At 65.0% G+C, this 20,772-nt stretch carries 17 protein-coding genes; 9 read left to right on the top strand and 8 right to left on the bottom strand.

Annotated elements, in window-relative coordinates; translation table 11 throughout:
* Positions 1–224 precede the first annotated feature (224 nt).
* The gene (locus tag QQL87_RS23795) at positions 225–2,582 is read left to right on the top strand and encodes an efflux RND transporter permease subunit (RefSeq protein WP_284421167.1); all 2,358 of its coding nucleotides are present in this window, start codon (positions 225–227) and stop codon (positions 2,580–2,582) included.
* 313 nt (positions 2,583–2,895) lie between these two features.
* On the opposite strand, the gene QQL87_RS23790 is transcribed toward QQL87_RS23795, so the two are convergent.
* Positions 2,896–3,390: a hypothetical protein gene (locus tag QQL87_RS23790; RefSeq protein WP_284421166.1), complete on the bottom strand. Its 495-nt coding sequence runs from the start codon at positions 3,388–3,390 to the stop codon at positions 2,896–2,898.
* A 479-nt stretch (positions 3,391–3,869) separates the two neighbouring features.
* Between QQL87_RS23790 and QQL87_RS23785 the strand changes: the two genes are divergently transcribed.
* The 5 genes from QQL87_RS23785 to QQL87_RS23765 all read left to right on the top strand — a co-directional run bounded on the left by QQL87_RS23785 (position 3,870) and on the right by QQL87_RS23765 (position 8,386).
* Entirely contained in the window at positions 3,870–4,103 is a 234-nt protein-coding gene (locus QQL87_RS23785) for a hypothetical protein (RefSeq protein WP_284421165.1), read from the top strand.
* A 221-nt stretch (positions 4,104–4,324) separates the two neighbouring features.
* Positions 4,325–5,203, top strand: coding sequence for a squalene synthase HpnC (gene hpnC, locus QQL87_RS23780; protein WP_284421164.1), 879 nt, complete (start codon positions 4,325–4,327; stop codon positions 5,201–5,203).
* Complete coding sequence (gene hpnD / locus QQL87_RS23775) at positions 5,200–6,039, top strand: presqualene diphosphate synthase HpnD (protein ID WP_284421163.1); 840 nt, start codon at positions 5,200–5,202, stop codon at positions 6,037–6,039. Before hpnC ends, hpnD begins: the two co-directional genes overlap by 4 nt.
* Complete coding sequence (hpnE, locus tag QQL87_RS23770; protein WP_284421162.1) at positions 6,039–7,289, top strand: hydroxysqualene dehydroxylase HpnE; 1,251 nt, start codon at positions 6,039–6,041, stop codon at positions 7,287–7,289. The genes hpnD and hpnE overlap by 1 nt, the downstream gene beginning before the upstream one ends.
* Before the next feature lie 332 nt (positions 7,290–7,621).
* A complete protein-coding gene (locus tag QQL87_RS23765; protein WP_502871207.1) occupies positions 7,622–8,386 on the top strand; it encodes a phosphorylase in 765 nt (254 codons plus the stop codon).
* Between the two features lie 276 nt (positions 8,387–8,662).
* Here the strand turns inward: QQL87_RS23765 and hpnH are convergent, their stop codons facing one another.
* Both hpnH and ispH read right to left on the bottom strand, forming a co-directional pair.
* Positions 8,663–9,811, bottom strand: a complete 1,149-nt coding sequence (hpnH, locus tag QQL87_RS23760) for an adenosyl-hopene transferase HpnH (protein ID WP_284421159.1) — start codon at positions 9,809–9,811, stop codon at positions 8,663–8,665.
* A 34-nt stretch (positions 9,812–9,845) separates the two neighbouring features.
* Positions 9,846–10,772: a 4-hydroxy-3-methylbut-2-enyl diphosphate reductase gene (ispH, locus tag QQL87_RS23755; protein ID WP_284421158.1), complete on the bottom strand. Its 927-nt coding sequence runs from the start codon at positions 10,770–10,772 to the stop codon at positions 9,846–9,848.
* Between the two features lie 480 nt (positions 10,773–11,252).
* On the opposite strand from ispH, the gene hpnN reads away from it, so the two are divergent.
* Positions 11,253–13,841 (top strand): hopanoid transporter HpnN, encoded by a 2,589-nt coding sequence (gene hpnN, locus QQL87_RS23750; protein WP_284421157.1) that lies wholly within the window; start codon positions 11,253–11,255, stop codon positions 13,839–13,841.
* A gap of 83 nt (positions 13,842–13,924) precedes the next feature.
* On the opposite strand, the gene QQL87_RS23745 is transcribed toward hpnN, so the two are convergent.
* Positions 13,925–14,551 (bottom strand): DUF2147 domain-containing protein, encoded by a 627-nt coding sequence (locus QQL87_RS23745; protein WP_284421156.1) that lies wholly within the window; start codon positions 14,549–14,551, stop codon positions 13,925–13,927.
* A 101-nt stretch (positions 14,552–14,652) separates the two neighbouring features.
* Here QQL87_RS23745 and hpnO point away from each other — a divergent pair, with 101 nt between their 5' ends.
* The gene (hpnO, locus tag QQL87_RS23740; protein ID WP_284421155.1) at positions 14,653–16,044 is read left to right on the top strand and encodes an aminobacteriohopanetriol synthase HpnO; all 1,392 of its coding nucleotides are present in this window, start codon (positions 14,653–14,655) and stop codon (positions 16,042–16,044) included.
* Between the two features lie 358 nt (positions 16,045–16,402).
* Here the strand turns inward: hpnO and QQL87_RS23735 are convergent, their stop codons facing one another.
* The 4 genes from QQL87_RS23735 to QQL87_RS23720 all read right to left on the bottom strand — a co-directional run bounded on the left by QQL87_RS23735 (position 16,403) and on the right by QQL87_RS23720 (position 19,114).
* Complete coding sequence (locus QQL87_RS23735) at positions 16,403–17,182, bottom strand: anti-sigma factor family protein (RefSeq protein WP_284421154.1); 780 nt, start codon at positions 17,180–17,182, stop codon at positions 16,403–16,405.
* Positions 17,179–17,733, bottom strand: coding sequence for a sigma-70 family RNA polymerase sigma factor (locus tag QQL87_RS23730; RefSeq protein ID WP_284421153.1), 555 nt, complete (start codon positions 17,731–17,733; stop codon positions 17,179–17,181). The genes QQL87_RS23735 and QQL87_RS23730 overlap by 4 nt, the downstream gene beginning before the upstream one ends.
* A gap of 97 nt (positions 17,734–17,830) precedes the next feature.
* Positions 17,831–18,157, bottom strand: coding sequence for a cupredoxin domain-containing protein (locus QQL87_RS23725; protein ID WP_284421152.1), 327 nt, complete (start codon positions 18,155–18,157; stop codon positions 17,831–17,833).
* Between the two features lie 12 nt (positions 18,158–18,169).
* Positions 18,170–19,114, bottom strand: a complete 945-nt coding sequence (locus tag QQL87_RS23720; protein WP_284421151.1) for a metallophosphoesterase family protein — start codon at positions 19,112–19,114, stop codon at positions 18,170–18,172.
* Positions 19,115–19,333: 219 nt separating this feature from the next.
* Here QQL87_RS23720 and QQL87_RS23715 point away from each other — a divergent pair, with 219 nt between their 5' ends.
* Positions 19,334–20,506 carry an acyltransferase family protein gene (locus tag QQL87_RS23715; protein ID WP_284421150.1) on the top strand — a complete coding sequence of 391 codons (1,173 nt, stop codon included), beginning with the start codon at positions 19,334–19,336 and terminating at the stop codon, positions 20,504–20,506.
* Positions 20,507–20,772: the final 266 nt, after the last annotated feature.

The following is a 20,772-nucleotide window of genomic DNA, read 5'->3' as shown; positions in this document are numbered from 1 at the left end:
GTGATGCTCCGCGTTATCTGCTCGCCGTGTTGTGTGGTGCGCAAGGTTGCGGCCGGGGCGTGAACCCTGCTAGACCCGGCCCCGACAAATTTTCACGTGTTTTCAAGGATTAGCTTGGGCGGCGGGCCACAATGCGGTCATGCCAGCTTCGCCGAGCGGCCTTATTTCTGCCCTATGCGCTCAGGCCTTCCGAATTGGGCCGCGCCCTAACCACTGGACACCGCATGCTGGAAGTCAGGCACGACAACGAAGTCCATGTCGAGAAGGCCGAGCAGCGGCCGGCCGACAGCATCGCCTTCGGCATCGAACGGCTCGGACTGTTCGCGGTCAAGGTGCCGATCCTCTCCTGCGTCGTCCTGCTGGTGCTGATCGTGGCCGCCGTGTTCGGCATCAAGCGCATCCAGATCGACGATTCGCTGAGCCAGCTGTTTCGCTCCGACAGCAAGGAATTCCAACAATACGAGGCGGTCACGAAGAAGTTCCCGGCTGAGGAGTTCGACGTCCTCGTCGTCGTCGAAGGCAAGACGCTGCTGGCCCGGCCGAACCTCGAGAAGCTTCGCGACTTCGTGACCGACCTGCAGCTGGTCGAGGGGACCCGTGGCCTGGTCTCGCTGTTCTCCGCCCGCCAGGCGCCGGCGCCCGGCAAGTTGCCGGCCGCGCTGTTTCCATCGGATCTCCCCGAGGGCGAGGCCTACGACAAGTTCATCGAGACGGTGAAGTCCAACGAGATCATCCGCGGCAAGCTGCTGTCCGAGGACGGCACGCTGGCGCTGATCGTGCTGTCGCTCGAGCCGAAGGTCGTGGCCTCCAACGACCTTGGCAAGGTGGTCGGCGAAATCAGGAAGCTGATGACCGACGACCTCGCCGGCACCGACCTTGCCGTGCAGCTCTCCGGCGTACCTGTCATGCAGCTCGAGATCCGCAACGCGGTCGCGCGTGACGGACTGACCTACAACGTGCTCGGCATTCTCGCCGGCTGCATCATCGCCATCATCTTCTTCCGCAAGGTGTCCTTCATGATCGCGGCGGCGTTTCCGCCGCTGATCGCGATCCTGCTCGCGCTCGGCGCGCTCGGCTGGGCGAATTTCAATCTCAACATGTTCCTGAACGTGATGACGCCGCTCATCATGGTCATCAGCTTCTCGGATTCGATGCAGCTGACTTTCGCCGCACGCGACCGGCTGATTGCCGGGCAGGACAAGTTCACGGCCTTCAAGAATGCGGTGCTGGTCGTCGGCCCCGCCTGCGTGCTGACCCACGCCACCGCCGGCATTTCCTTCATTGCCTTGCAGTTCTCCGACAGCGACCTGATCCGCAAGTTCGGCGAGGCGGGGCTGGCCGCCACCATCATCGCGCTGATCGCGGTGCTGTCGCTGGTGCCGGTGTTCGGCGTGCTGCTGGTGCGCAACGAGAAGACCTTTGCGGTCAAGTTCCAGGGCGGCGATGCCGGCGTCCAGGCGCTGCGCAACTTCTGCTACTGGATCGCGGTGCGCATGGTCGGCCGGCCCGGCCTGTTCAGCCTGATCGCGGTGCTGTTCGTCGGTGGCCTCGCGGTGGTCTATTCGACGTTGGAGCCGCGCTATCGCCTCGCGGACCAGGTGCCGGACAAGCAGCAGGCGGTTGCGGCGAGCAACCGGCTCGATGCCAAGCTGACCGGCGCCAACCCGGTCAACGTGCTCATCCAGTTCCCCAAGGGGGCATCGCTCTACGCTCCGGAGACGTTGCAGACGATCGCCGACGTCCACGCCACGGTCGAGAAGACCGCCGGCGTCGGAAATGTCTGGTCGGTCGAGACGCTCAGGCGCTGGCTCGCCGAGAAGGCCGGTTCATCCGATACCGCCACCTTGCAGGAATATGTCAGCCTGATCCCCGAGCACCTGGTGCGCCGCTTCATCGACAAGGAGCAGGACGCAGTGGTGGTCGCCGGCCGCGTGCCCGACCTCGATTCGAGCCAGCTGCTGCCGGTGGTCGACAAGCTCGATCGCGAGCTCGATACGGTCAGGAAGAAGCATCCGGGTTACGAGGTCGCGGTGACGGGCCTCGCGGCCATTGCCGCGCGCAACTCCGCGAGCATGATCCAGAAGCTCAACCACGGGCTCACGATCGAGTTCGCGCTGGTCGCGATGTTCATCGGGCTCGCCTTCCGCTCCTGGGTCGTGATGCTCGCCTGCATCCTGCCAGGCATCTTCCCGGTCGTGATGTCCGGGACCCTGCTGTGGGCGATGGGAGAGGGCCTGCAATTCGCCAGCGTGGTGGCGCTGACGGTGTCCTTCGGGCTCGGCCTGTCCGCCACCATCCACTTCCTCAACCGGCTGCGGATGGAGAGCGCGCCCGGTGTCAGCGCGGCCGTGGCCGTGGAGCGCGCCACCGTGCTGGTCGGACCGGCGCTGATCCTCACCACCGTCGTGCTGGCCTGCGGCCTCGTCGTCACGGTGTTCTCCGACCTGCCGTCGCTGCGGCTGTTCGGCTGGCTCAGCGCCTTCTCGATGGTGGCGGCGCTGTTCGCCGACCTCTTCATTCTCCGGCCGACGGCGATGTTCCTGATCAACCTTTCGCAGAAGCTGAAGCGCAAGCCGGTGTGAGGTCGACTCTCTGGCACCTCGGAAGGCGACTGCCTTCGAGTTGCGGATTGCTTTGCTCTGCTCCCTCCATCGTCATGGCCGGGCTTGTCCCGGCCATCCACGTCTTTCCGTTTTGAAGATCGACGTGGATGCGCGGGACACGCCCGCGCATGACGGAGTCAGGCAATTGGCGGCTCGCTAGGCCGCTGAGTTTTCAGTGTTTCGAGATCGCTCGTCGCGGAAGGACCGTCGCAGACACCGGCTTAAAACAAAACGGCCCTGACATCGTCAGGGCCGTTCGCGCATTCCGTTCTTGATGACGATCGCGACCCGCTCAGGTCTTCGACATCGTGATGTTGACGCCGCGGATCTCGCCCTTGGAGGAGATCTGCACGACCTGCTTGTTGCCGCTGGTCTTCAAGGTGATGCTGGCGGCGAAGCCGGCGGCCTGCACGAAGACGTCGATCTGGCCGTTGCCGGCGGTGCCCTGCAACTCGCCGTTCACGTTGCGGCTCGCCTCGCTCCAATTGCCCGAGATGCGATCGCCCTGGCTGGTGACGTCGCTGGACAGATCGAACTTGTAGCTGTCGCTGGCGCATTGCAGGGTCTGCTTGAGGTTCGCGCCGGCGACACGGTAGCTCGCCTTGCAGCGGATGCGCTCGGTGCTGCCGTCGGAGAGCGCGACCGTGCCGTTGCCCGACCAGGAGCCGTCGAAGCCGGCGAACGGGCCCGACTGCGCATGAACTGCCGATGCCGTCAGGAACAAGGCCGCTCCGAGGCCGGCGGCCTTGACGACGCGCCCGGAGAAAGGTGAGCCGAACAGTTTCATATCGAGTTTCCCATCCAAAATGACACCGTTGTGCCGGCGTATAACGCCGCTTCGAACACTTTGGTGTTCTCGCCGAAGGTTAGGTTCAAATGACGGCCGGTCGGGCGCTGCGACCGGATGTCATGATGCCTGTCGGCACCGTGCGGCGGATCTGCGCCGCATGGCCGTCCGCGCAAAACCGCTGCACCCCCCGCGAGCTTGACGGCGCTGCATCTAACGGTGCCCGCGGCATGCTTGCAACAGCCAAATGCGAAAAATGACCCCGGAGAATAATGCCCTAGTATCAACGCCTTGTTTATGCCAAAGCTGTGATGCCGAGTGCGATCTGCTCGGAAACATAGGGCGCGAATTTGGCCGCATTTGGCAGCGTACCTCCGGCGCTGGGGGGCTTGCGGTCCTTGCCAAACCAAACAGGTGTTTTCCCGGGCAGCATCGGCGATCCCGGGAGGTCTCCTCTGCTGTCAAAATGAAGGAACACGATGCGTAAGATTCTCTTGGCTCTTTCCCTGTTGTCGCTGACCGTTTCCACCAGTGCCTTCGCGCAGGGCTCGCGCGGCAGCGCCGAGGAGCAGGCCGCGTGCACGCGTGACGTTCAGAAGTTCTGCCGGGCTGTGATCGATCAGGGCGACTTCACCATTCTGGCGTGCCTGAAGGAGAACCGCCCCAAGATCAGCCCGGATTGCGACAAGGTGCTGAAGAACCACAACCAGTAAGCGGTTGCCGTTCGGAACGGTTGTTCCGGACTCTCTTGGTTAACGGCCGCCGGCTCGCCCGCCAGGGCGGGCGGCGGCCGCGCCGCATCGGCTGCCCGATATCGATTGCATTGGTTTTGGCTGGATCTTCGCCTATATGGAGGCCAGCAATCCGTTCGCATGAGCGAAGCGGCGGGCATTGTTTTCCGTAAGCCCCTTTCAACCTGATAGCTGTTTCGTCCATGACCACCGCGAGCGATTTGCGATCCGGCAAGACACACCGGGACGAGAACTTTCCGGTGGCGTCATGGATCATCCGTCCCGAGCACCGGGCGCTGATCCTGGCCTTCTACAATTTCGTGCGTACCGCCGACGACATCGCCGATCACCCGAGCCTGCCGGGCGACGAGAAGCTGCGGCTGCTCGACCTCCTGGAAGCCGAGCTGACCGGGACCGGCGAGACCCAGGATGTCGCCGTCAGCCTGCGCCGCGCGCTGGCCGAACGCGGCATGCCGCCGCGCCATGCCCTCGATCTCCTTGTCGCTTTCCGCATGGACGTGACCAAGCTGCGCTACGAAAACTGGGACGAGGTGATCCACTACTGCCGCTATTCGGCGATGCCGGTCGGCCGCTTCATGCTCGACGTGCACGGCGAGTCCACCGCGACATGGCCGGCATCGGACGCGGTCTGCGCCGGGCTGCAGATCAACAACCACCTGCAGGACTGCGGCAAGGACTACAAGGCGCTGAACCGCGTGTATCTGCCGCGCGATGCCCTGGCCGAGGCCGGCGCGACCATCGAGATGCTCGGAGACTCCAAGTCGTCGCCGCAGCTGCTGTCGTGCCTGCAGAAGCTGGCCGTCCACAACGCGGCGCTGCTCGAGGAGGGCAGGGACCTCAACAGCGGCGTCCAGGATTTTCGCTTCGGGCTGGAGATCGCCGTGATCCAGGCTTTCGCCGACCGCATCGTGGCGCTGTTGAAGGTGCGCGATCCGCTCAGCGAGCGCGTGCATCTGACGCCGGCGGGGATGCTCGGCCTCACCTTCACCTCGGTCATGGGTGAGATTGGCCGCCGCGTCGCCGGTCGTCATCCGGTGACAAAAACGGCGGCCGGCGCATGACCCTCGAGGCGACCGCAGACCACGTCGATCACGGCACGGCCGCGTCCGGCAGCTCGTTCTATGCCGCCATGCGCATCCTGCCGCGCGCGCAGCGCGATGCGATGTTCCAGGTCTACAGCTTCTGCCGCGAGGTCGACGACATCGCTGATTCCGACGGCCCGCGCCCGGAGCGGCTGGCGGCGCTGCAGCAATGGCGTGACGACATCGATGCGCTGTATCAAGGCAATCCGCCGCCGCGGCTGCGCGACTACGTCAGCTCCGTGAAGACGTTCGGGCTGAAGCGGGAAGACTTCCTCGCCATCATCGACGGCATGGAGATGGACGTGCCGCAGGAGATCCGCGCGCCCGATCTCGCCACCCTCGACCTGTATTGCGACCGGGTGGCGAGCGCGGTGGGCCGTCTCTCGGTGCGCATCTTCGGCATGCCCGAGGAGGACGGCATCCTGCTCGCCCATCATCTCGGCCGCGCGCTGCAGCTGACCAACATCCTGCGCGACATCGACGAGGACGCCGGCATCGGCCGGCTTTATCTGCCGCGCGAGGCGCTGCTGTTCGCCGGCATCACCGGCGACGACCCGGCCAAGGTCACGCAGGAGCGGGCGCTGCCCAAGGTCTGCAATTCGGTTGCCGTCAGGGCCAGGACCCATTTCGAGAAAGCCGACGAGATCATGCGGCGCAACCGCCGGCGCGCCGTGCGGGCGCCGCGGATCATGTCGAAATACTACCGCGCCGTGTTCGATCTGCTGATGGCCCGCGGCTTTGCGCTGCCGCGTGAGCCTGTCCGCGTGAGCAAGCTCACGAAGATCGGCATCATCCTCCGTTACGCTATCATCTGATGACCAAGACAGCTCACATCATCGGCGCCGGAATCTCCGGCTTCTCCGCCGGCGTGCGGCTCGCCCAGGCGGGCTACGTCGTGCACGTCCATGAAGCGACGCAGCAGCTCGGCGGCCGCTGCCGCTCCTATTACGACGCCGCGACCGATCTGGTGATCGACAACGGCAATCACCTGCTGCTCTCGGCCAATCACCACGTGCTCGACTACGCCCGCGCGATCGGCTCGGAGGCGGGACTGGTGGGGCCGAAGGACGCACAGTTTGCCTTCGTCGACATCAGAAGCGGACAGCGCTGGGTGCTCGACCTCGGCAGCGGCCGGCTGCCGCTGTGGGTGTTCGACGAGAGCCGCCGCGTGCCCGATACGAAGCTCGGCGACTATCTCGCGCTGTCGCCGCTGATCTGGGCTGGGACCTCCAGGACGATCGGCGACACCATTTCCTGCAAAGGGCTTCTGTACGACAGGCTGGTGCAGCCGCTGCTGCTGGCGGCGCTGAACTGCGATCCGCCGGAAGGCTCGGCCGGGCTCGCCGGCGCCATCGTGCGCGAGACGCTGCTCGCCGGCGGCCAGGCCTGCCGGCCGCTGATCGCGCGCGATGGCCTGTCGGGCGTGCTGATCGATCCGGCCGTCAAATTCCTGGAAGGAAAAGGCGGCAGCGTGCAGATCGGCCGCGAGCTTCGCGGCCTCGACAGCGCGGGCGGCCGCGTGACCGGCCTGAAGTTCGGTGGCGATGAAACCGTTGCGCTCGGGCCGTCCGACGTCGTCGTGCTGGCGGTGCCGCCGCGGCCTGCGATGGCGCTGCTGCCGGGGCTGACCGGGCCCACGAAATATCGCGCCATCGTCAATGCTCATTTCCGCATCACCCCGCCCAAGGATTCGCCGGCGCTGCTTGGCGTGGTCGGCGGGCTGATCGAATGGCTGTTCGCCTTCCCGCAGCGGCTTTCCGTCACCATCAGCAATGGGGACCGGCTGGTCGACATGCCGCGCGAGGAGCTCGCCACAGCGATCTGGGCCGATGTCTGCAAGGCGGCCGGGATCACGGGCGAGCTGCCGCCATGGCAGATCGTGCGCGAGCGCCGTGCCACGTTCGAGGCGACTCCGGAGCAGAATGCGCTGCGGCCCGGGGGCAAGACCGCGTTCGGCAATCTCGCTTTGGCCGGCGACTGGACCGACACCGGCCTGCCGGCGACCATCGAGGGCTCCGTGCGGTCCGGCGACCGGGCTGCCGACCTGCTGCTAGCACGGAATTGACGCCGCTTCCCGACCGAGGGACCGGATGCTGTCGGCGCCCGCCCGGTGAGGCGATTCTCACATTTTCGTGGCGTAGTTCTTGCTTAGAGTTCCATCGACGGTGGAGCTCATGCGGGCCTGTTTCAGCGTGGAACACAGCTGGCGGGACCAAATGGCAACACCGGGCAAAAAACGCATCGCGGGCCGGTGCAGTGCGGCGCAAACGGGGTTTCCTCGCGGATTTTTTCTGCGTAATCCTCGGTTTGTTAAGGTCTTTCCGCTCTGGCGCCGCCGCGGTTGGGGCTTTGGAACAAAAGACGAAGCGACGTCGAACAGGTGTCAGGGGTCGGATTGTGAAGTTGGGGATTGGGGACGGAATGTCCGCGGATCGCCCCATTGATCCGCGGCCGGTCTTGGTCGTGACCGGACTTGTGCAGGAGGCTCGCATCGCTGCGGGGCCCGGCATGATGGTCATCTGCAGCTCGAGCGATCCCAAGCAATTGCGCTCGCTGCTCACCGTGTTCGATCCCACCTCGATTCGCGGCGTCATCAGCTTCGGAGTGGCCGGTGGCCTCGATCCGAGCCTCAAGGCGGGCGATATCGTCGTCGCCACCGAGGTCACCGCGGGCGATGCCCGCTGGCTGTCCGGATTGTCCCTGCGCGAGGAGCACATCGCCCGCGCGGCCCTGAAGAAGCGCCGCGTCGTCCGCGGCGTGCTCGCCGGGGCCGAGGAGGTGGTCGTGGCGCAGGCCCGCAAGGCGGCGCTGCGCATGAAGACCGGTGCTGCCGCCGTCGACATGGAGAGCCACATTGCCGCGGCTTACGCCGCCCAATACGGGCTGCCTTTCGCGGCGCTCCGCGTGATCTCCGATCCCGCCCATCGCACGCTGCCGTCGCTCGCCAAGGACGCGATCAAGCCGAACGGCGACATCGATCTGCCGATGATCCTGCGCGGCGTGGCCCGCAATCCGACCGTGCTGGGCGGCCTGGTGTCGACGGGCATCGAGTTCAACCGCGCCCTGCGCTCGTTGCGCGGCGCCCGCGACCTGCTGCTGAGCGGCCTGCTTGCCGCCGAGCACTTCCTCGAGACCGAGACGCTGGCCGCCGCCGAGGCGTGAGCGGTCACGACTTGCGAGCGGTCGCTAACTCTTATCGGCGATTTTTCTCGCTCATTCAGCTTGCTCCGTCATTGCGAGCGCAGCGAAGCAATCCAGAGTGGTGTGCGGGACTCTGGATTGCTTCGCTGCGCTCGCAATGACGCGTGGAGAGAGCGTTGCTCGGGCGCGCCGATGCCGGCGCTGACACGCAAACCGCCGCGCTCTCGAATATGATCGCAACAAAAAAGGCCGCCGATCGCTCGGCGGCCTTTTAATGTCTGTCGAGATCTCAGCCGATCAAGCCGCGGTCGACGCCTTCTGCTGTGCCTCGACCGCCTCGTCCTTGCGGATGTCGGACAGGCGCTTCTGCACCTCCGACGAGAACACGTACTGCGCCGGGCGCTGCTTGGAGAGGTCGATCTCCGGGGCCATCGGACCTTCGGTCTTGATGCCGCGCAGCGACACGAACATCGCCTTGATCGGGTTGGTCAGCGCGGCGTCGGCGGCGGTGGCCTCATAGCCGCAATGCGCCATGCAGTCGGCGCACTTCTCGTACTTGCCGGTGCCGTAGGTCTCCCAGTCCGTCGTCTCCATCAGCTCCTTGAAGGTCTTGGTGTAGCCTTCGCCGAGGAGGTAGCAGGGCTTCTGCCAGCCGAAGATGTTGCGCGCGGGCATGCCCCAGGGCGTGCACTCGAACTCCTGGTTGCCGGCCAGGAAGTCGAGGAACAGGCCGGAATGCATGAAATTCCACTTCTTGCCCTTGCCGAGCGCGAACACGTCGCGGAACAACTGCTTGGTCTTGGTGCGGTTCAGGAAGTGCTCCTGGTCCGGCGCGCGCTCATAGGCATAGCCCGGCGACATCGTGACGCCGACGCCGAGCTCGGTGGTGAAGTCGAGGAATTTTGCGATCTCCTCGGCCGGATGATTGTCGAAGATGGTCGCATTGACGTTGACGGCGAAGCCGCGGGCCTTGGCGGCCTTGATCGCCGACACCGCGCGATCGAACACGCCCTTCTGCGACACCGCCTTGTCGTGATGCTCGCGCAGGCCGTCGAGATGCACCGAGAAGAACAGATAGGGCGAGGGCTCGAACAGATCGAGCTTCTTTTCCAAGAGCAGCGCATTGGTGCAGAGCGAGACGAACTTCTTGCGCGCCACCAGGCCGCGCACGATCTCGCCGATCTCCTTGTGGATCAGCGGCTCGCCGCCGGGGATCGCCACCATCGGCGCACCGCATTCGTCGGCGGCGTCCCAGCACTCCTGCGCGCTCATGCGGCGGTTGAGGATCGCGTCGGGATAGTCGATCTTGCCGCAGCCGGCGCACGCCAGGTTGCAGCGGAACAGCGGTTCGAGCATCAGCACGAGCGGATAGCGTTTCCGGCCGAGAAGCTTCTGCTTCATCAGATAGGCCCCGATACGCAGTTCCTTATGGAAGGGGATTGCCATTACGTCTCTTCTTTCTGGACCAAACGAGGACCGATCAGCCCGCGACCAGCTCAGCCGGCAGGCGGAATTCGATGTTTTCTTCCCGCCCCGGGACCACCGCGACCTCGACCGGTCCGATGCGCCGCAGGGCCTGTATCACGTCGTCGACGAGCACTTCGGGAGCCGAGGCGCCGGCGGTGATGCCGACGGCCTTGGCGTCCTTCAGCCAAACCGGGTTCAGCTCGCTGCCATCTGCGATCAGATAGCTCGCGATCCCGGCCTCGGTGCCGATCTCGCGCAGTCTGTTCGAGTTGGAGCTGTTGGCGGCGCCCACCACCAGGATGACGTCCACCAGCTTGCTCAGATCCCTTACCGCAGATTGCCGGTTCTGTGTCGCATAGCAGATATCCCGGATATCGGGACCTTGGAGGTCTGTAAAGCGGGCCTGGAGGGCTGAAATGATGTCCCTGGTATCGTCCACGCTGAGCGTGGTCTGGGTAATATAGGCCAGCGGCGTGTCCAAGGGCAGGGGCAGGGCCGCCACATCGGCCGTGTTCTGGACCAGGTAGACCGGGCCGGGAACCTGGCCGATGGTTCCCTCGACCTCCGGATGGCCGGCATGGCCGATCAGCACCAGGGTGCGGCCCTTGGCCCGATAGTTCTTGCCCTGGTTGTGCACCTTGGTGACCAGCGGGCAGGTGGCATTGAGCACCGGCAGGCCGCGGGCGGCAGCCTCTTCCTCCACCGAGCGGGCGACGCCATGGGCGCTGAACACGGTGACGGCACGAGGCGGTACCTCGGAGAGATCCTCGACGAAGATCGCGCCCTTCGCCTTCAGGCTCTCCACGACGTATTTGTTGTGCACGATCTCGTGACGCACATAGACCGGCGGCCCGTACTTCTCCAGCGCACGCTCGACGATCTCGATCGCGCGCACGACGCCAGCACAAAACCCGCGCGGTTGCGCGAGGTACACCTGCAAGGGACGTCCGTCAGCCACGTTGCCTCACTTTCGACCTGCTGCCTCCGTGCGCGAAACTGCGGTGCAATATCCGCACCAGGGCGAATGCCCCAATTCGCCCGCCGATGTGCATGAAAGCGCAGGGCTTTGTGTCAAAAATCGAGCAGAGAGAAAAGCCGGTCTGCAAGTCGCTCGCATGTGATCTGCCGCACAGAGTGCGGAAGCCGTCGAAGGTAATTTAGTAATTATAAATTAATTCAGTCAATTAAGGTGCTTACACTCTCACTCGTTCGTCACTTTACCGCCGAGAACAGCCGCTATATCAGCCGCCCCGACGGTTCCGTGCATCGTTCGACCTGATCCGCCGTCCAGGGACCATCCTCGTCTCCGAAGGCTGGGCCAGATCCAGCCCGGGCATGCTCCGAGCTTGGCAACGGCCGGGGAACTCCGCCTTGAAGCGGACGTTTCCGCCCAGCTCTCCAAACATGAGAAAGTCACGAAGTGCTGACCACGTTTGTTGTCTCGATCGTCAAGGCCTGCACACGGTTTGCGTGGCCGACATTGATTGCGGGTCTTCTCCTGTCGGTGGGCGCGGGCGTCTATACCGCTCGCCATTTTTCCATCAATACCGATATCAACAAGCTGATTTCGCCCGAGCTCGACTGGCGCAAGCGCGACCAGCAGTATGAGCAGGCGTTCGATCGCGACCGTATGATCCTCGGCGTGGTCGAGGCGGCGACGCCGGAGCTGACCGGCGTGGCGGCGGATGCGCTCGCCAAGAAGCTCAAGAGCGACACCACGAACTTCTCCTCGGTGGAGCTGCTCGGCGGTGGCGAGTTCTTCGCCCGGAATGGCCTGCTGTTCCTGCCGACCGAGGAGGTCAAGCAGTTGACTGACCAGTTCGCGCAGGCGGCGCCGCTGGTCGAGATCATGGCCGGCGATCCTTCGATCCGCGGCCTCACCGGCGCGCTCGAGACCGGTCTTGCCGGCGTCAAGCGCGGCCAGGTCCAGCTCGACAACGCAGCCCGGCCGTTCGACTACATCTCGCAGACGGTCGAGACCGTGCTCGAGAAGGGCGATGCGACGTTCTCCTGGCGCCAGCTGATCTCCGACAAGCCGCTCGCCGACAGCGACAAGCGCGCCTTCATCCAGTTCAAGCCGATCCTCGACTATCAGGCGCTGGAGCCCGGCAAGGGCGCGACCGATGCGATCCGCCAGGCGGCTGCCGATCTGGATTTTCCGAACCGCTTCCACGCCCGCGTCAGGCTGACCGGCCCGGTGCCGATTGCGAATGAGGAATACGCCACGGTGCAGGAGGGCGCCGTCGTCAACGGCATCGGCACCGTCGTGGTCGTGCTGATCATTCTCTGGCTGGCGCTGCATTCGGCCAAGATCATCTCGGCCGTGTTCATCAATCTGTTCATCGGGCTCGCGCTGACCACGGCCGTCGGCCTGATGATGGTCGGCTCGCTCAATCTGCTGTCGGTCGCGTTCGCCGTGCTGTTCATCGGCCTCGGCGTCGATTTCGGCATCCAGTTCAGCGTCCGCTACCGCTCCGAGCGGTTCAAGAACGACAATCTGCCGGAGGCGCTTGCGGAAGCGGCGCACCGCTCGGCGGTGCCGCTGTCGCTCGCGGCGATGGCAACCGCTGCCGGTTTTCTGTGCTTCCTGCCGACCGACTACAAGGGCATCTCCGAGCTCGGCGCCATCGCCGGCGCCGGCATGATCATCGCCTTCCTGTCGTCGATCACGGTGCTGCCGGCGCTCCTGAAGATCCTCAATCCGCCCGGCGAGAAGGAGCCGGTCGGCTACGCCTTCCTGGCGCCGGTCGACGAATTCCTCGAGAAGCACCGCGTGCCGATCATCGTCGGCACGCTCGGCCTGGTCATCGCCGGCCTGCCGCTGCTCTATTACATGAAGTTCGACTTCAACCCGATGAACCTGCGTAACCCGCGCGCCGAGTCGATCGCGACCTATCTCGACCTGCGAAAGGATCCGAACACCGGCGCCAATGCCATCGACGTGCTGACCCGTTCGGAGACCGAGGCCAAGGCGATCGAGGCCAAGCTGTCGAAGCTGCCGGAGGTGGCGCGCGTCCTATCGCTCGACAGCTTCGTGCCCGAGGACCAGCCGGCCAAGCTGAAGCTGATCGCGCAGGGCGCGAAGGTGCTGGGACCTGCAATCAATCCCGACCAGATCGACGCCGCGCCGAGCGACAAGGAGAATGTCGACGCGCTCAACTCGACCGTCGACAATCTCCGGCGCACCGCAGGCGACGGCAAGGGCCCGGGCGCGGTGGCGTCGCGCCGCCTGGCGGATGCGCTCGCCAAGTTGGCTGGCGCAAGCGAGGCGCTGCGCAACAAGGCGCAGGCCGTGTTCGTCGAGCCGTGGAAGATCACGCTGGAGCAACTCGGCGCCACCCTGCAGGCGCAGCCGGTGACGCTCTCCAGCCTGCCGCCCGACCTGGTGTCGCAGTGGAAGAGCAAGGACGGCCTGATTCGGGTCGAGGCGCAGCCCAAGGGCGACCCCAACGACAACGACAATCTCAGGCGGTTCGCCAATGCCGTGCTGACGGCCGAGCCGAACGCGATCGGCGGCCCGGTCTCGATCCTGAAGTCGGGTGACACGATCGTGAAGGCATTCATCCATGCCGGCATCTATTCGCTGGTCGTGATCAGCCTGCTGCTCTGGGTGACGCTGAAGCGCTTCTCCGACGTGCTGATGACCCTGGTGCCGCTTCTGGTCGCCGGTGCGGTGACGCTCGAGATCTGCGTGCTGATCAAGCTGCCGCTGAACTTCGCCAACATCGTCGCGCTGCCGCTGCTGCTCGGCATTGGTGTCGCGTTCAAGATCTACTACGTGGTGGCGTGGCGCGGCGGCCGCACCAACCTGCTGCAGACCAGCCTGACGCGCGCGATCTTCTTCAGCGCGCTGACCACGGCGACCGCGTTCGGCAGCCTGTGGCTGTCGAGCCATCCGGGCACATCCAGCATGGGCAAGCTGCTCGCGCTGTCGCTGGTCACGACGCTTGCCGCGGTGCTGCTGTTCCAGCCCGCGCTGATGGGCAAGCCCCGCGAGGTGCATGAATAAGGTTCGGGGCCAGACCTCGGCTCAAAATAGAAAAGCGGCCGATGTCTCGGCCGCTTTTTTGTTGGGTCGTCGATGGCCGTCCGTCAGCGGGGGCGGGCGACGTCGGGCAGCAGGCAGATGTCGCCGATCTGATCCGCGGGCTTTGCGGCCGTCTTGGCCATCGCAGTCGTCCCAGCGCCCGGAGCCGCGGCCGCCTTGGGGGCCGGAGCAGGGGCGGGCGCGATGGGTTTCTGTGTACCTTTGGCCATGCTGTTGACCGGGCTCGACGGGATCGGCGGAGCGACCCGAGTCCAGGTCTCGCCGCCGCACAGGAAGCCGAGCACGCAGCCCTTGATTTCCAGGTGATCGGGATCGGTCGGGGTGATCGTCGATGCGTAGAGCTGGCCGTCCTTGGCGTTGTAGACTTGGCCTTCCCACGCCTCGGCGCCGGCCTTCTTCTTCATGTCGATCAGGATCGGCATGCCCAAGGTCGGCCGGCTTTGCCGGGCCGGGTCGGGATTATTGCTGTCCCGGCCGCCCGGAGTCTTCTCCCAGGCGACCACGCCCCACATGCTGCCATTACATTGTGCGACTCGGATGTTGGCGACACCGTCGGCCACCCGCCAATCACCTGTGGGATCGGCGGCGAGCGCAGAAGAAATTCCTGCTGCGAACACCACTGCAGAGTATGCTATCGTCGTTGGCATGAGAGATCTAAGGCGATGCAACATTGGCAGAAACCCGTGCTTGCTTTGATGGTGCGAATGAGGGCAAAACGCCGCATTGCGCGTTTTCAGTTGACGTCACGTCCATCAACCGAAGTATGTAGCCGATGCTAAAATCCAATCTAGACGTTTCCGAGATGTTCGTGGAGCGCCAAGCGCAGCGCAGCACGATGCATTCCCGGCATCTGAACGAGCAACTGGTCCGGGTTCTCAAGACGATTGGATATGACGTCGGGTTCCAGAAGGGACAAGGGCAGTATCTCTACGATCGCGACGGCGCCCGCTACCTGGATCTGCTCAGCGGTTTTGGCGTTTTTGCAATCGGCCGCAATCATCCCACCCTGCGCGACGCGCTGAAAAGCGTTCTCGACAGCGACCTGCCGAATCTCGTGCAGCTCGACGTCTCGACCTTGGCGGGCGTTCTGGCCGAGCGGCTGCTGGAATATGTCCCATATCTGGACAAGGTGTTCTTCGCCAATTCCGGCGCAGAGACGGTCGAGGCGGCGATCAAATTCGCGCGGGGTGCAACCGGGCGTCCGGGCATCGTCTATTGCGGGCATTCCTATCACGGCCTGACCTATGGCGCGCTGTCGCTGACCGAGGATTCGAACTTTCGCAACGGCTTCGAGCCGCTGCTGCCGGGTTGCACGGCCGTTCCCTTCAACGATCTCGCTGCGCTCGAGCAGGCGCTGTCCTCCCGCGAGATTGCAGCCTTCATCGTCGAGCCGATCCAGGGCAAGGGCGTCAACATGCCCACCGACGAGTTCCTGCCGGGCGCCGCGGCGCTGTGCAAGAAATACGGCTCGCTGTTCATCGCCGATGAGATCCAGACCGGCATGGGCCGCACCGGGCGGTTCCTCGCTGTGGAACACTGGAACGTCGAACCCGACATGGTGCTGCTGTCGAAGGCGCTGTCGGGCGGCCATGTACCGGTCGGCGCGCTGCTGACCCGCAAGGCGATCTTCGACAAGATCTTCAACCGCATGGACCGTGCGGTGGTGCATGGCTCGACCTTCGCCAAGAACGACCTCGCAATGGCTGCCGGCATCGCCACGCTCGAGGTGCTCAAGGCCGAGAAGCTGATCGAGGCCGCCGCCAAGCGCGGCGCCGAGCTGCGCCTGGCGCTGACGCGAATGGTGCCCGGATACGAGCTGCTGAAGGAAGTGCGCGGCAAGGGCCTGATGATCGGCGTCGAGTTCGGCCCGCCGAAATCGCTGCGGCTCAAGGCCTCCTGGACCATGCTGGAGAGCGCCAACAAGGGCCTGTTCTGCCAGCTCATCACGGTGCCGCTGTTCAAGGATCACAAGATTCTGACCCAGGTCGCCGGCCACGGCCTGCACACCATCAAGCTGCTGCCGCCGCTGACGATCACGGAAGAGGACTGCAGCTGGATCGAGCGCGCCTTCGACGACGTCATCGCCCAGAGCCACAAGGTCCCCGGCGCGATCTGGTCGCTCGGCAAGACCCTGGTCGACAACGCGATCCGCAAATCGGCGTGATGATTGTGTAGGGTGGGCAAAGGCGCGCAGCGCCGTGCCCACCATCCCAGTTCCGTCGCTGCAGTTCGGCGGGCACGCTTCGCTTTCCCCCACCCCAACGAAAACCATCGAAGTCGCGCTGCGCGATGCCGCGCCCTCTCCCCTTGCGGGAGAGGGCATCGCCGGCCTCTCCACGAACGCGGTTGGGTGAGGGGTCTCGCTCGGCAAACGATCCTCGCGGACAGATACCCCTCACCCGACCGAATGAGCCGCTCTGTCCTACATGCCCTCTCCCGCAAGGGGAGAGGGCGCAGCCACTTGCTTCGCTGTTCACCTCTCATGTTGGCGTAGAACTGACGAAGGCACGCGGAAGCTCGCCTCAGCCGCTCCCTCTCATCGCGCGCTCGAAGCGCTCGCCGAATTCGGTGAGCTCGTCGGCATTGATGTCGCTCACGGCCCAATAGTTCAGGCCGCGGTCGCGCCAGCTGCGGATGTTGAAGCCTTGGATGGTGTCGAGCCGCGGGCCGCGCCGCTCGGCGGACGCGGTCTGCGCCACGAACAGGTTGATGACGTGCTGGCGCCGGCGATAGACCACCGCGCCGATCGCGCGCGCATCGACATAGTCGAGCCGGCCACCGATCAACGTGAAGCCTTCAGTTGTCAGATCGATCACCGGCGGCGCGACGTCGAGCTTGCCGTTGAACCAGGGTTTCACGGTGTGCTGGTCCGTCGAGATCACGTCGGTCAGGTGGCCGGCCTGTAGCGAGCGCAGATGCGCCGACACGATCTCGGCCTCGACGCGTTGCTGATCGTCGTTGCGCAGCACGATCGCGACCAGGCCGGTGGCGGCGAGCGCCGAGACGGCGGAGCCCATGGCGAAGCCCTTCAGCAGCGTCCGACGGCTTGGCCTGGTGGCGAGCGGCGTCACGCGGGGCTCCGCGGGCGGCAGCACGGCCTCGATCCGTTGGCGCAAAGCGGATGGCGCCTTGTAGGTGAGGTCAGCACCGGCGAGCGCCTGCTTCATCTGCCGGATGGCAGCGAGCTCGGCGGCACAGCGCGGGCAGCTGGCCACATGAGCTTCGACCTCACTGCTATGCCCGGCGTCGAGCTCGCCGTCGGCCAGCGCGTGGATCAGAATTTCGGCTTCGTCGCAGGTCATGACTTGGGTTCCTCCTGCGCGAGCCAGGCCGCGCGCAGCATCGCGCGCGCCCGAGCCAGCCGCGACATCACGGTGCCGACCGGCACGCCGGCGGCCTCCGCGATCTCGCGATAGGACAGATTGTTGATCTCGCGCAGCACGAAGGTCTCGCGAAACGGCTCGGCAAGCGTGTCGATCATGCGCCGGATCGCCGAGGCATCGCGCTCGCGCAATACGGCGCTCTCCGGGGTCTCGGCATTCTCCTGCCACAGCGGCGGCTGTTCGGCGGCCTCCGGCGTATCATCGAGCGCCTTCATTGGCGCGCCGGTGCGGCGCGCGAACTCGGCGTGGCAGACGTTGCGCAGGATCGCGAACAGCCACGGCTTCATGGCCGGGCCCCGATAAGTGTCGAAATGCTTCAGCGCGCGCAAATAGCATTCCTGCACCGCGTCCTCGGCATCGGCCGGATTGCGCAGCAGATAGCGCGCCAGCGTATAGACGTCGTCGAGATACGGCAGCGCCGCTTCGCGGAAGCGCCGCGCCCTCTCGGGATCGTCAGGCGATGTGGTCACCGGCGTCCTTTCCGGTTCGGTTCGCGGCCTCGTGGCCGGGGCGGCGGCTCGCTGCCGTCCCGGCCACGCTGCGATGCTCATGCCCTGGTTCGCGATGCTACTCAACCTTGATCATCCCCGTCATGTGCGGATGCAGCGAGCAGAAGTATTTGTAGTCGCCGCTCGCGGCGAAGGTGAACGAGAAGCTGTCATCGGTATCCAGTGTCTTGGACCTGTATTTGCCCGCCGACACCACCGTATGGGGAATGTCGTCGTGATTGGTCCAGGTGACGGTGTCGCCGACCTTCACCGTGACGTCGGCCGGCGTGAAGGTGAAATTGTCGATCGTGACCTTGATGGTCTCGGCGCGGAGTGGCGTCGCGCCGAGCACGGCGGCAGTGAAAGCGAGGCGGACAGCCCGGCTCAGCGATGCACGTTGGATCATGGCGCTCCGTCCTCAGCCTGCCAGCGGCGTGTCGATGATGGCGAGCCGCTCCGCGCCGACCTTGAAATCGATGCTGGCGATCCCGAGCAGGCTGCGCAGCCTGGCATCCTCGACCTTCATCGGGCCGGGCGAGGGCGCCGTGCCCGGCGCCGGCTGCGGGAACGCGGTCGAGCGCGCGGTGTGGAAGGTGACGTTGCCCTCGACCTTCTGCATCACCTGATGGATATGGCCGTTCAGTACCGTGACCGAGCCGAACCCCTTGAGCATGTCGAGCGCGCGGCCGCCATCCTCGGTGCCCCAGCCCCATTCGGGATAGACCGTCCACAGCGGGATGTGCGCGAACACGACGATCGGTGTCGATCTGGAGCGGCCCTTGAGATCCTGCTCGAGCCATTCCAGCTGCGCCGCGCCGAGATTGCCGAGCCCGCCGGCCTTGAGATCGACGACGTTGACGAGGCCGATGAAATGCACGCCGCTGGCGTCGAACGAGTACCAGCCGGCGCCGCGCGTGCCCTTGCCGTAGCGCTCCTTGTAGAGCTTGACGTCTTCGTCGAGGAAGTCATGCTCGCCGGGCACGTAGTGCACGTCGAGCCGGCTCTGCGAGATGATGCGGTCGGCATCGTCGAACTCGGCCGCCTTCGACAGATGCGAGATGTCGCCGGTGTGGATCATGAAGGCGGGTTTCACCGGCATCGCCTTGATCCGATTGACGGCCTCCTCCAGCGTGCGAAGCGCGTTGGGATTGGCCGGCTTGTCGAAGCCGACATGGCTGTCGCTGATCTGCAGGAAGGTCAGGCCGGTGGTCGGCTGATCGGCGGCCCGGGCCGCGTCGACGAGGCCGAGCGAGCGCGGCACGCCGCCGGAGAGGGTCCAGAGCACGCCGGTGCCGGCCCAGGTCATGCATTCCAAAACCTTGCGACGGCTGAGGCCGCGCTCGTCATGATCATCGTGGCTCATTTTGCTCTCCCGTTGCCCTCACTGGGCTTACGGGTGAGGAGAGCGGAGACGCCGACGGTTTATTCCCGGCATTCCTGCTGATCGTGCGATGACGCGTTCGTGATCAATGTTGCGTTGGCATACGGCTCGCATACTCAAGCAGGATATCGGCGCGAGCGCCGCGCGAAATATATTGAAGTTTGTGCCGCACGGTGCGGCTGGTGACTGGAAGCGATTTCGATGCATGACCGCGTGACCCCGAACCTGCAACAGGCCGAGACGGTCCGCGGCCGGATCGTGCCGCTCGACCGTGCCAGGACCTTCATCACGCTCTCGGTCGTGCTCTATCACTCCGCGATCAACTACACCTATTTCGGCCAGGGCGGCGACCGTATGCACTGGCTCGGCTTCGATCTCGTCGCGCTGTTCAACGACAGCTACTTCATGTCGTGCATGTTCTTCATTTCCGGCCTGTTCGTGCCGGGATGCCTGGAGAGACGAGGGGCATCAGATTTCCTCCGGCGCCGCGTGCTCCGCCTCGGCGTGCCCTACATCGTATCGATCTTCGTGATCATGCCGATCGCCTATTATCGCTACTACGTGGCCGAGGATCAGTTCACCACGGTGTGGTGGCGCATGGTCAGCGAGGGTCCATGGCCGTCGGGCTCGGCCTGGTTTCTCGGCGTGCTGCTGATGTTCGACCTCGCCGCGGTGCTGGCATGGCTGGTGGCGCCGCAGGCGATCGGGACGCTCGGCCGCGTGGCGGAGGGGTTGCAGAGCCGGCCGCTCACAGGCTTCCTGATCTTCCTCCTCATCGCGAACGCGGCCTACCTGCCGCCGCATCTCTGGTTCGGCGACGGTGTCTGGTTCATGCCGGGGCATTTCCCGCTGCCGCTGCAGGCGAGCCGCGCGCTGCTTTATCCCGTCTTCTTCATCGCCGGTGTGGCGATAGGCGCGGCTGGACTGACGACCGGGCCGTTCGCCGCTGATGGCGCGCTGGTGCAACGCTGGCCGGTGTGGTTCGGACTGTCCTATGGCTGCTACGGCATGATCCTGTTGCTGGCCTACGCCCATCACAACTGGATCGCCGATTTCGACTCGCCGCCGGTCTGGTGGCGGACCGCCTACGGCATGGCCGTCGCGAGCTTCTGTGCGTCCATGGCGTTCGGCGTGCCGACCTTCTTCCTGCGCTGGGCCAGCGCGCCACTGGCGCTGATGGACCGCATGCAGCCGCAGGCCTATGGCATCTATCTGCTGCACTTCCTGCCACTGCTGTGGCTGCAATATCTGGTGTTTGATCCGGCCTGGCCGGCCGCCGTGAAATTTGCGATCGTCCTCCTCGGCACTCTCTCGGTGAGCTGGCTTGCCGCGGCGCTATTGCGGCGAATTCCGCTGATGGCGCGGATCGTCTAGGCCAATGTGCAAGCCGCGAGAGCAAGCATATAATTCGTCACTCCGGCGCGGTGCACATGAATGCGCCCTCTCCCCTTGCGGGAGAGGGCATTGAGGGACGCGCGACAGACGCGGTTGGGTGAGGGGTATCTCTCCACGAACGTCGCTTGCGGAGAGATACCCCTCACCCAACCGCGTGCGTGGATGGACCGGAGATGCCCTCTCCCGCAAGGGGCTACCGGATTCACACTTCGCCTCGGGCTAAGAGGTTTGCGCCGCGTTTCATG

Source organism: Bradyrhizobium sp. SSBR45G (assembly GCF_030159255.1).
Classification (GTDB): domain Bacteria; phylum Pseudomonadota; class Alphaproteobacteria; order Rhizobiales; family Xanthobacteraceae; genus Bradyrhizobium.
Note: the sequence above shows the minus strand (reverse complement) of the source record. Positions and strands in the feature narration are given on the sequence as shown.

Excerpts from the sequence above, each read along its gene's own strand:
- QQL87_RS23795 (WP_284421167.1), top strand. The coding sequence starts at position 225 with ATGCTGGAAGTCAGGCACGACAACGAAGTCCATGTCGAGAAGGCCGAG.
- QQL87_RS23790 (WP_284421166.1), bottom strand. The coding sequence starts at position 3,390 with ATGAAACTGTTCGGCTCACCTTTCTCCGGGCGCGTCGTCAAGGCCGCC.
- QQL87_RS23785 (WP_284421165.1), top strand. The coding sequence starts at position 3,870 with ATGCGTAAGATTCTCTTGGCTCTTTCCCTGTTGTCGCTGACCGTTTCC.
- hpnC (WP_284421164.1), top strand. The coding sequence starts at position 4,325 with ATGACCACCGCGAGCGATTTGCGATCCGGCAAGACACACCGGGACGAG.
- hpnD (WP_284421163.1), top strand. The coding sequence starts at position 5,200 with ATGACCCTCGAGGCGACCGCAGACCACGTCGATCACGGCACGGCCGCG.
- hpnE (WP_284421162.1), top strand. The coding sequence starts at position 6,039 with ATGACCAAGACAGCTCACATCATCGGCGCCGGAATCTCCGGCTTCTCC.
- hpnH (WP_284421159.1), bottom strand. The coding sequence starts at position 9,811 with ATGGCAATCCCCTTCCATAAGGAACTGCGTATCGGGGCCTATCTGATG.
- QQL87_RS23745 (WP_284421156.1), bottom strand. The coding sequence starts at position 14,551 with ATGTTGCATCGCCTTAGATCTCTCATGCCAACGACGATAGCATACTCT.
- hpnO (WP_284421155.1), top strand. The coding sequence starts at position 14,653 with ATGCTAAAATCCAATCTAGACGTTTCCGAGATGTTCGTGGAGCGCCAA.
- QQL87_RS23735 (WP_284421154.1), bottom strand. The coding sequence starts at position 17,182 with ATGACCTGCGACGAAGCCGAAATTCTGATCCACGCGCTGGCCGACGGC.
- QQL87_RS23725 (WP_284421152.1), bottom strand. The coding sequence starts at position 18,157 with ATGATCCAACGTGCATCGCTGAGCCGGGCTGTCCGCCTCGCTTTCACT.
- QQL87_RS23720 (WP_284421151.1), bottom strand. The coding sequence starts at position 19,114 with ATGAGCCACGATGATCATGACGAGCGCGGCCTCAGCCGTCGCAAGGTT.
- QQL87_RS23715 (WP_284421150.1), top strand. The coding sequence starts at position 19,334 with ATGCATGACCGCGTGACCCCGAACCTGCAACAGGCCGAGACGGTCCGC.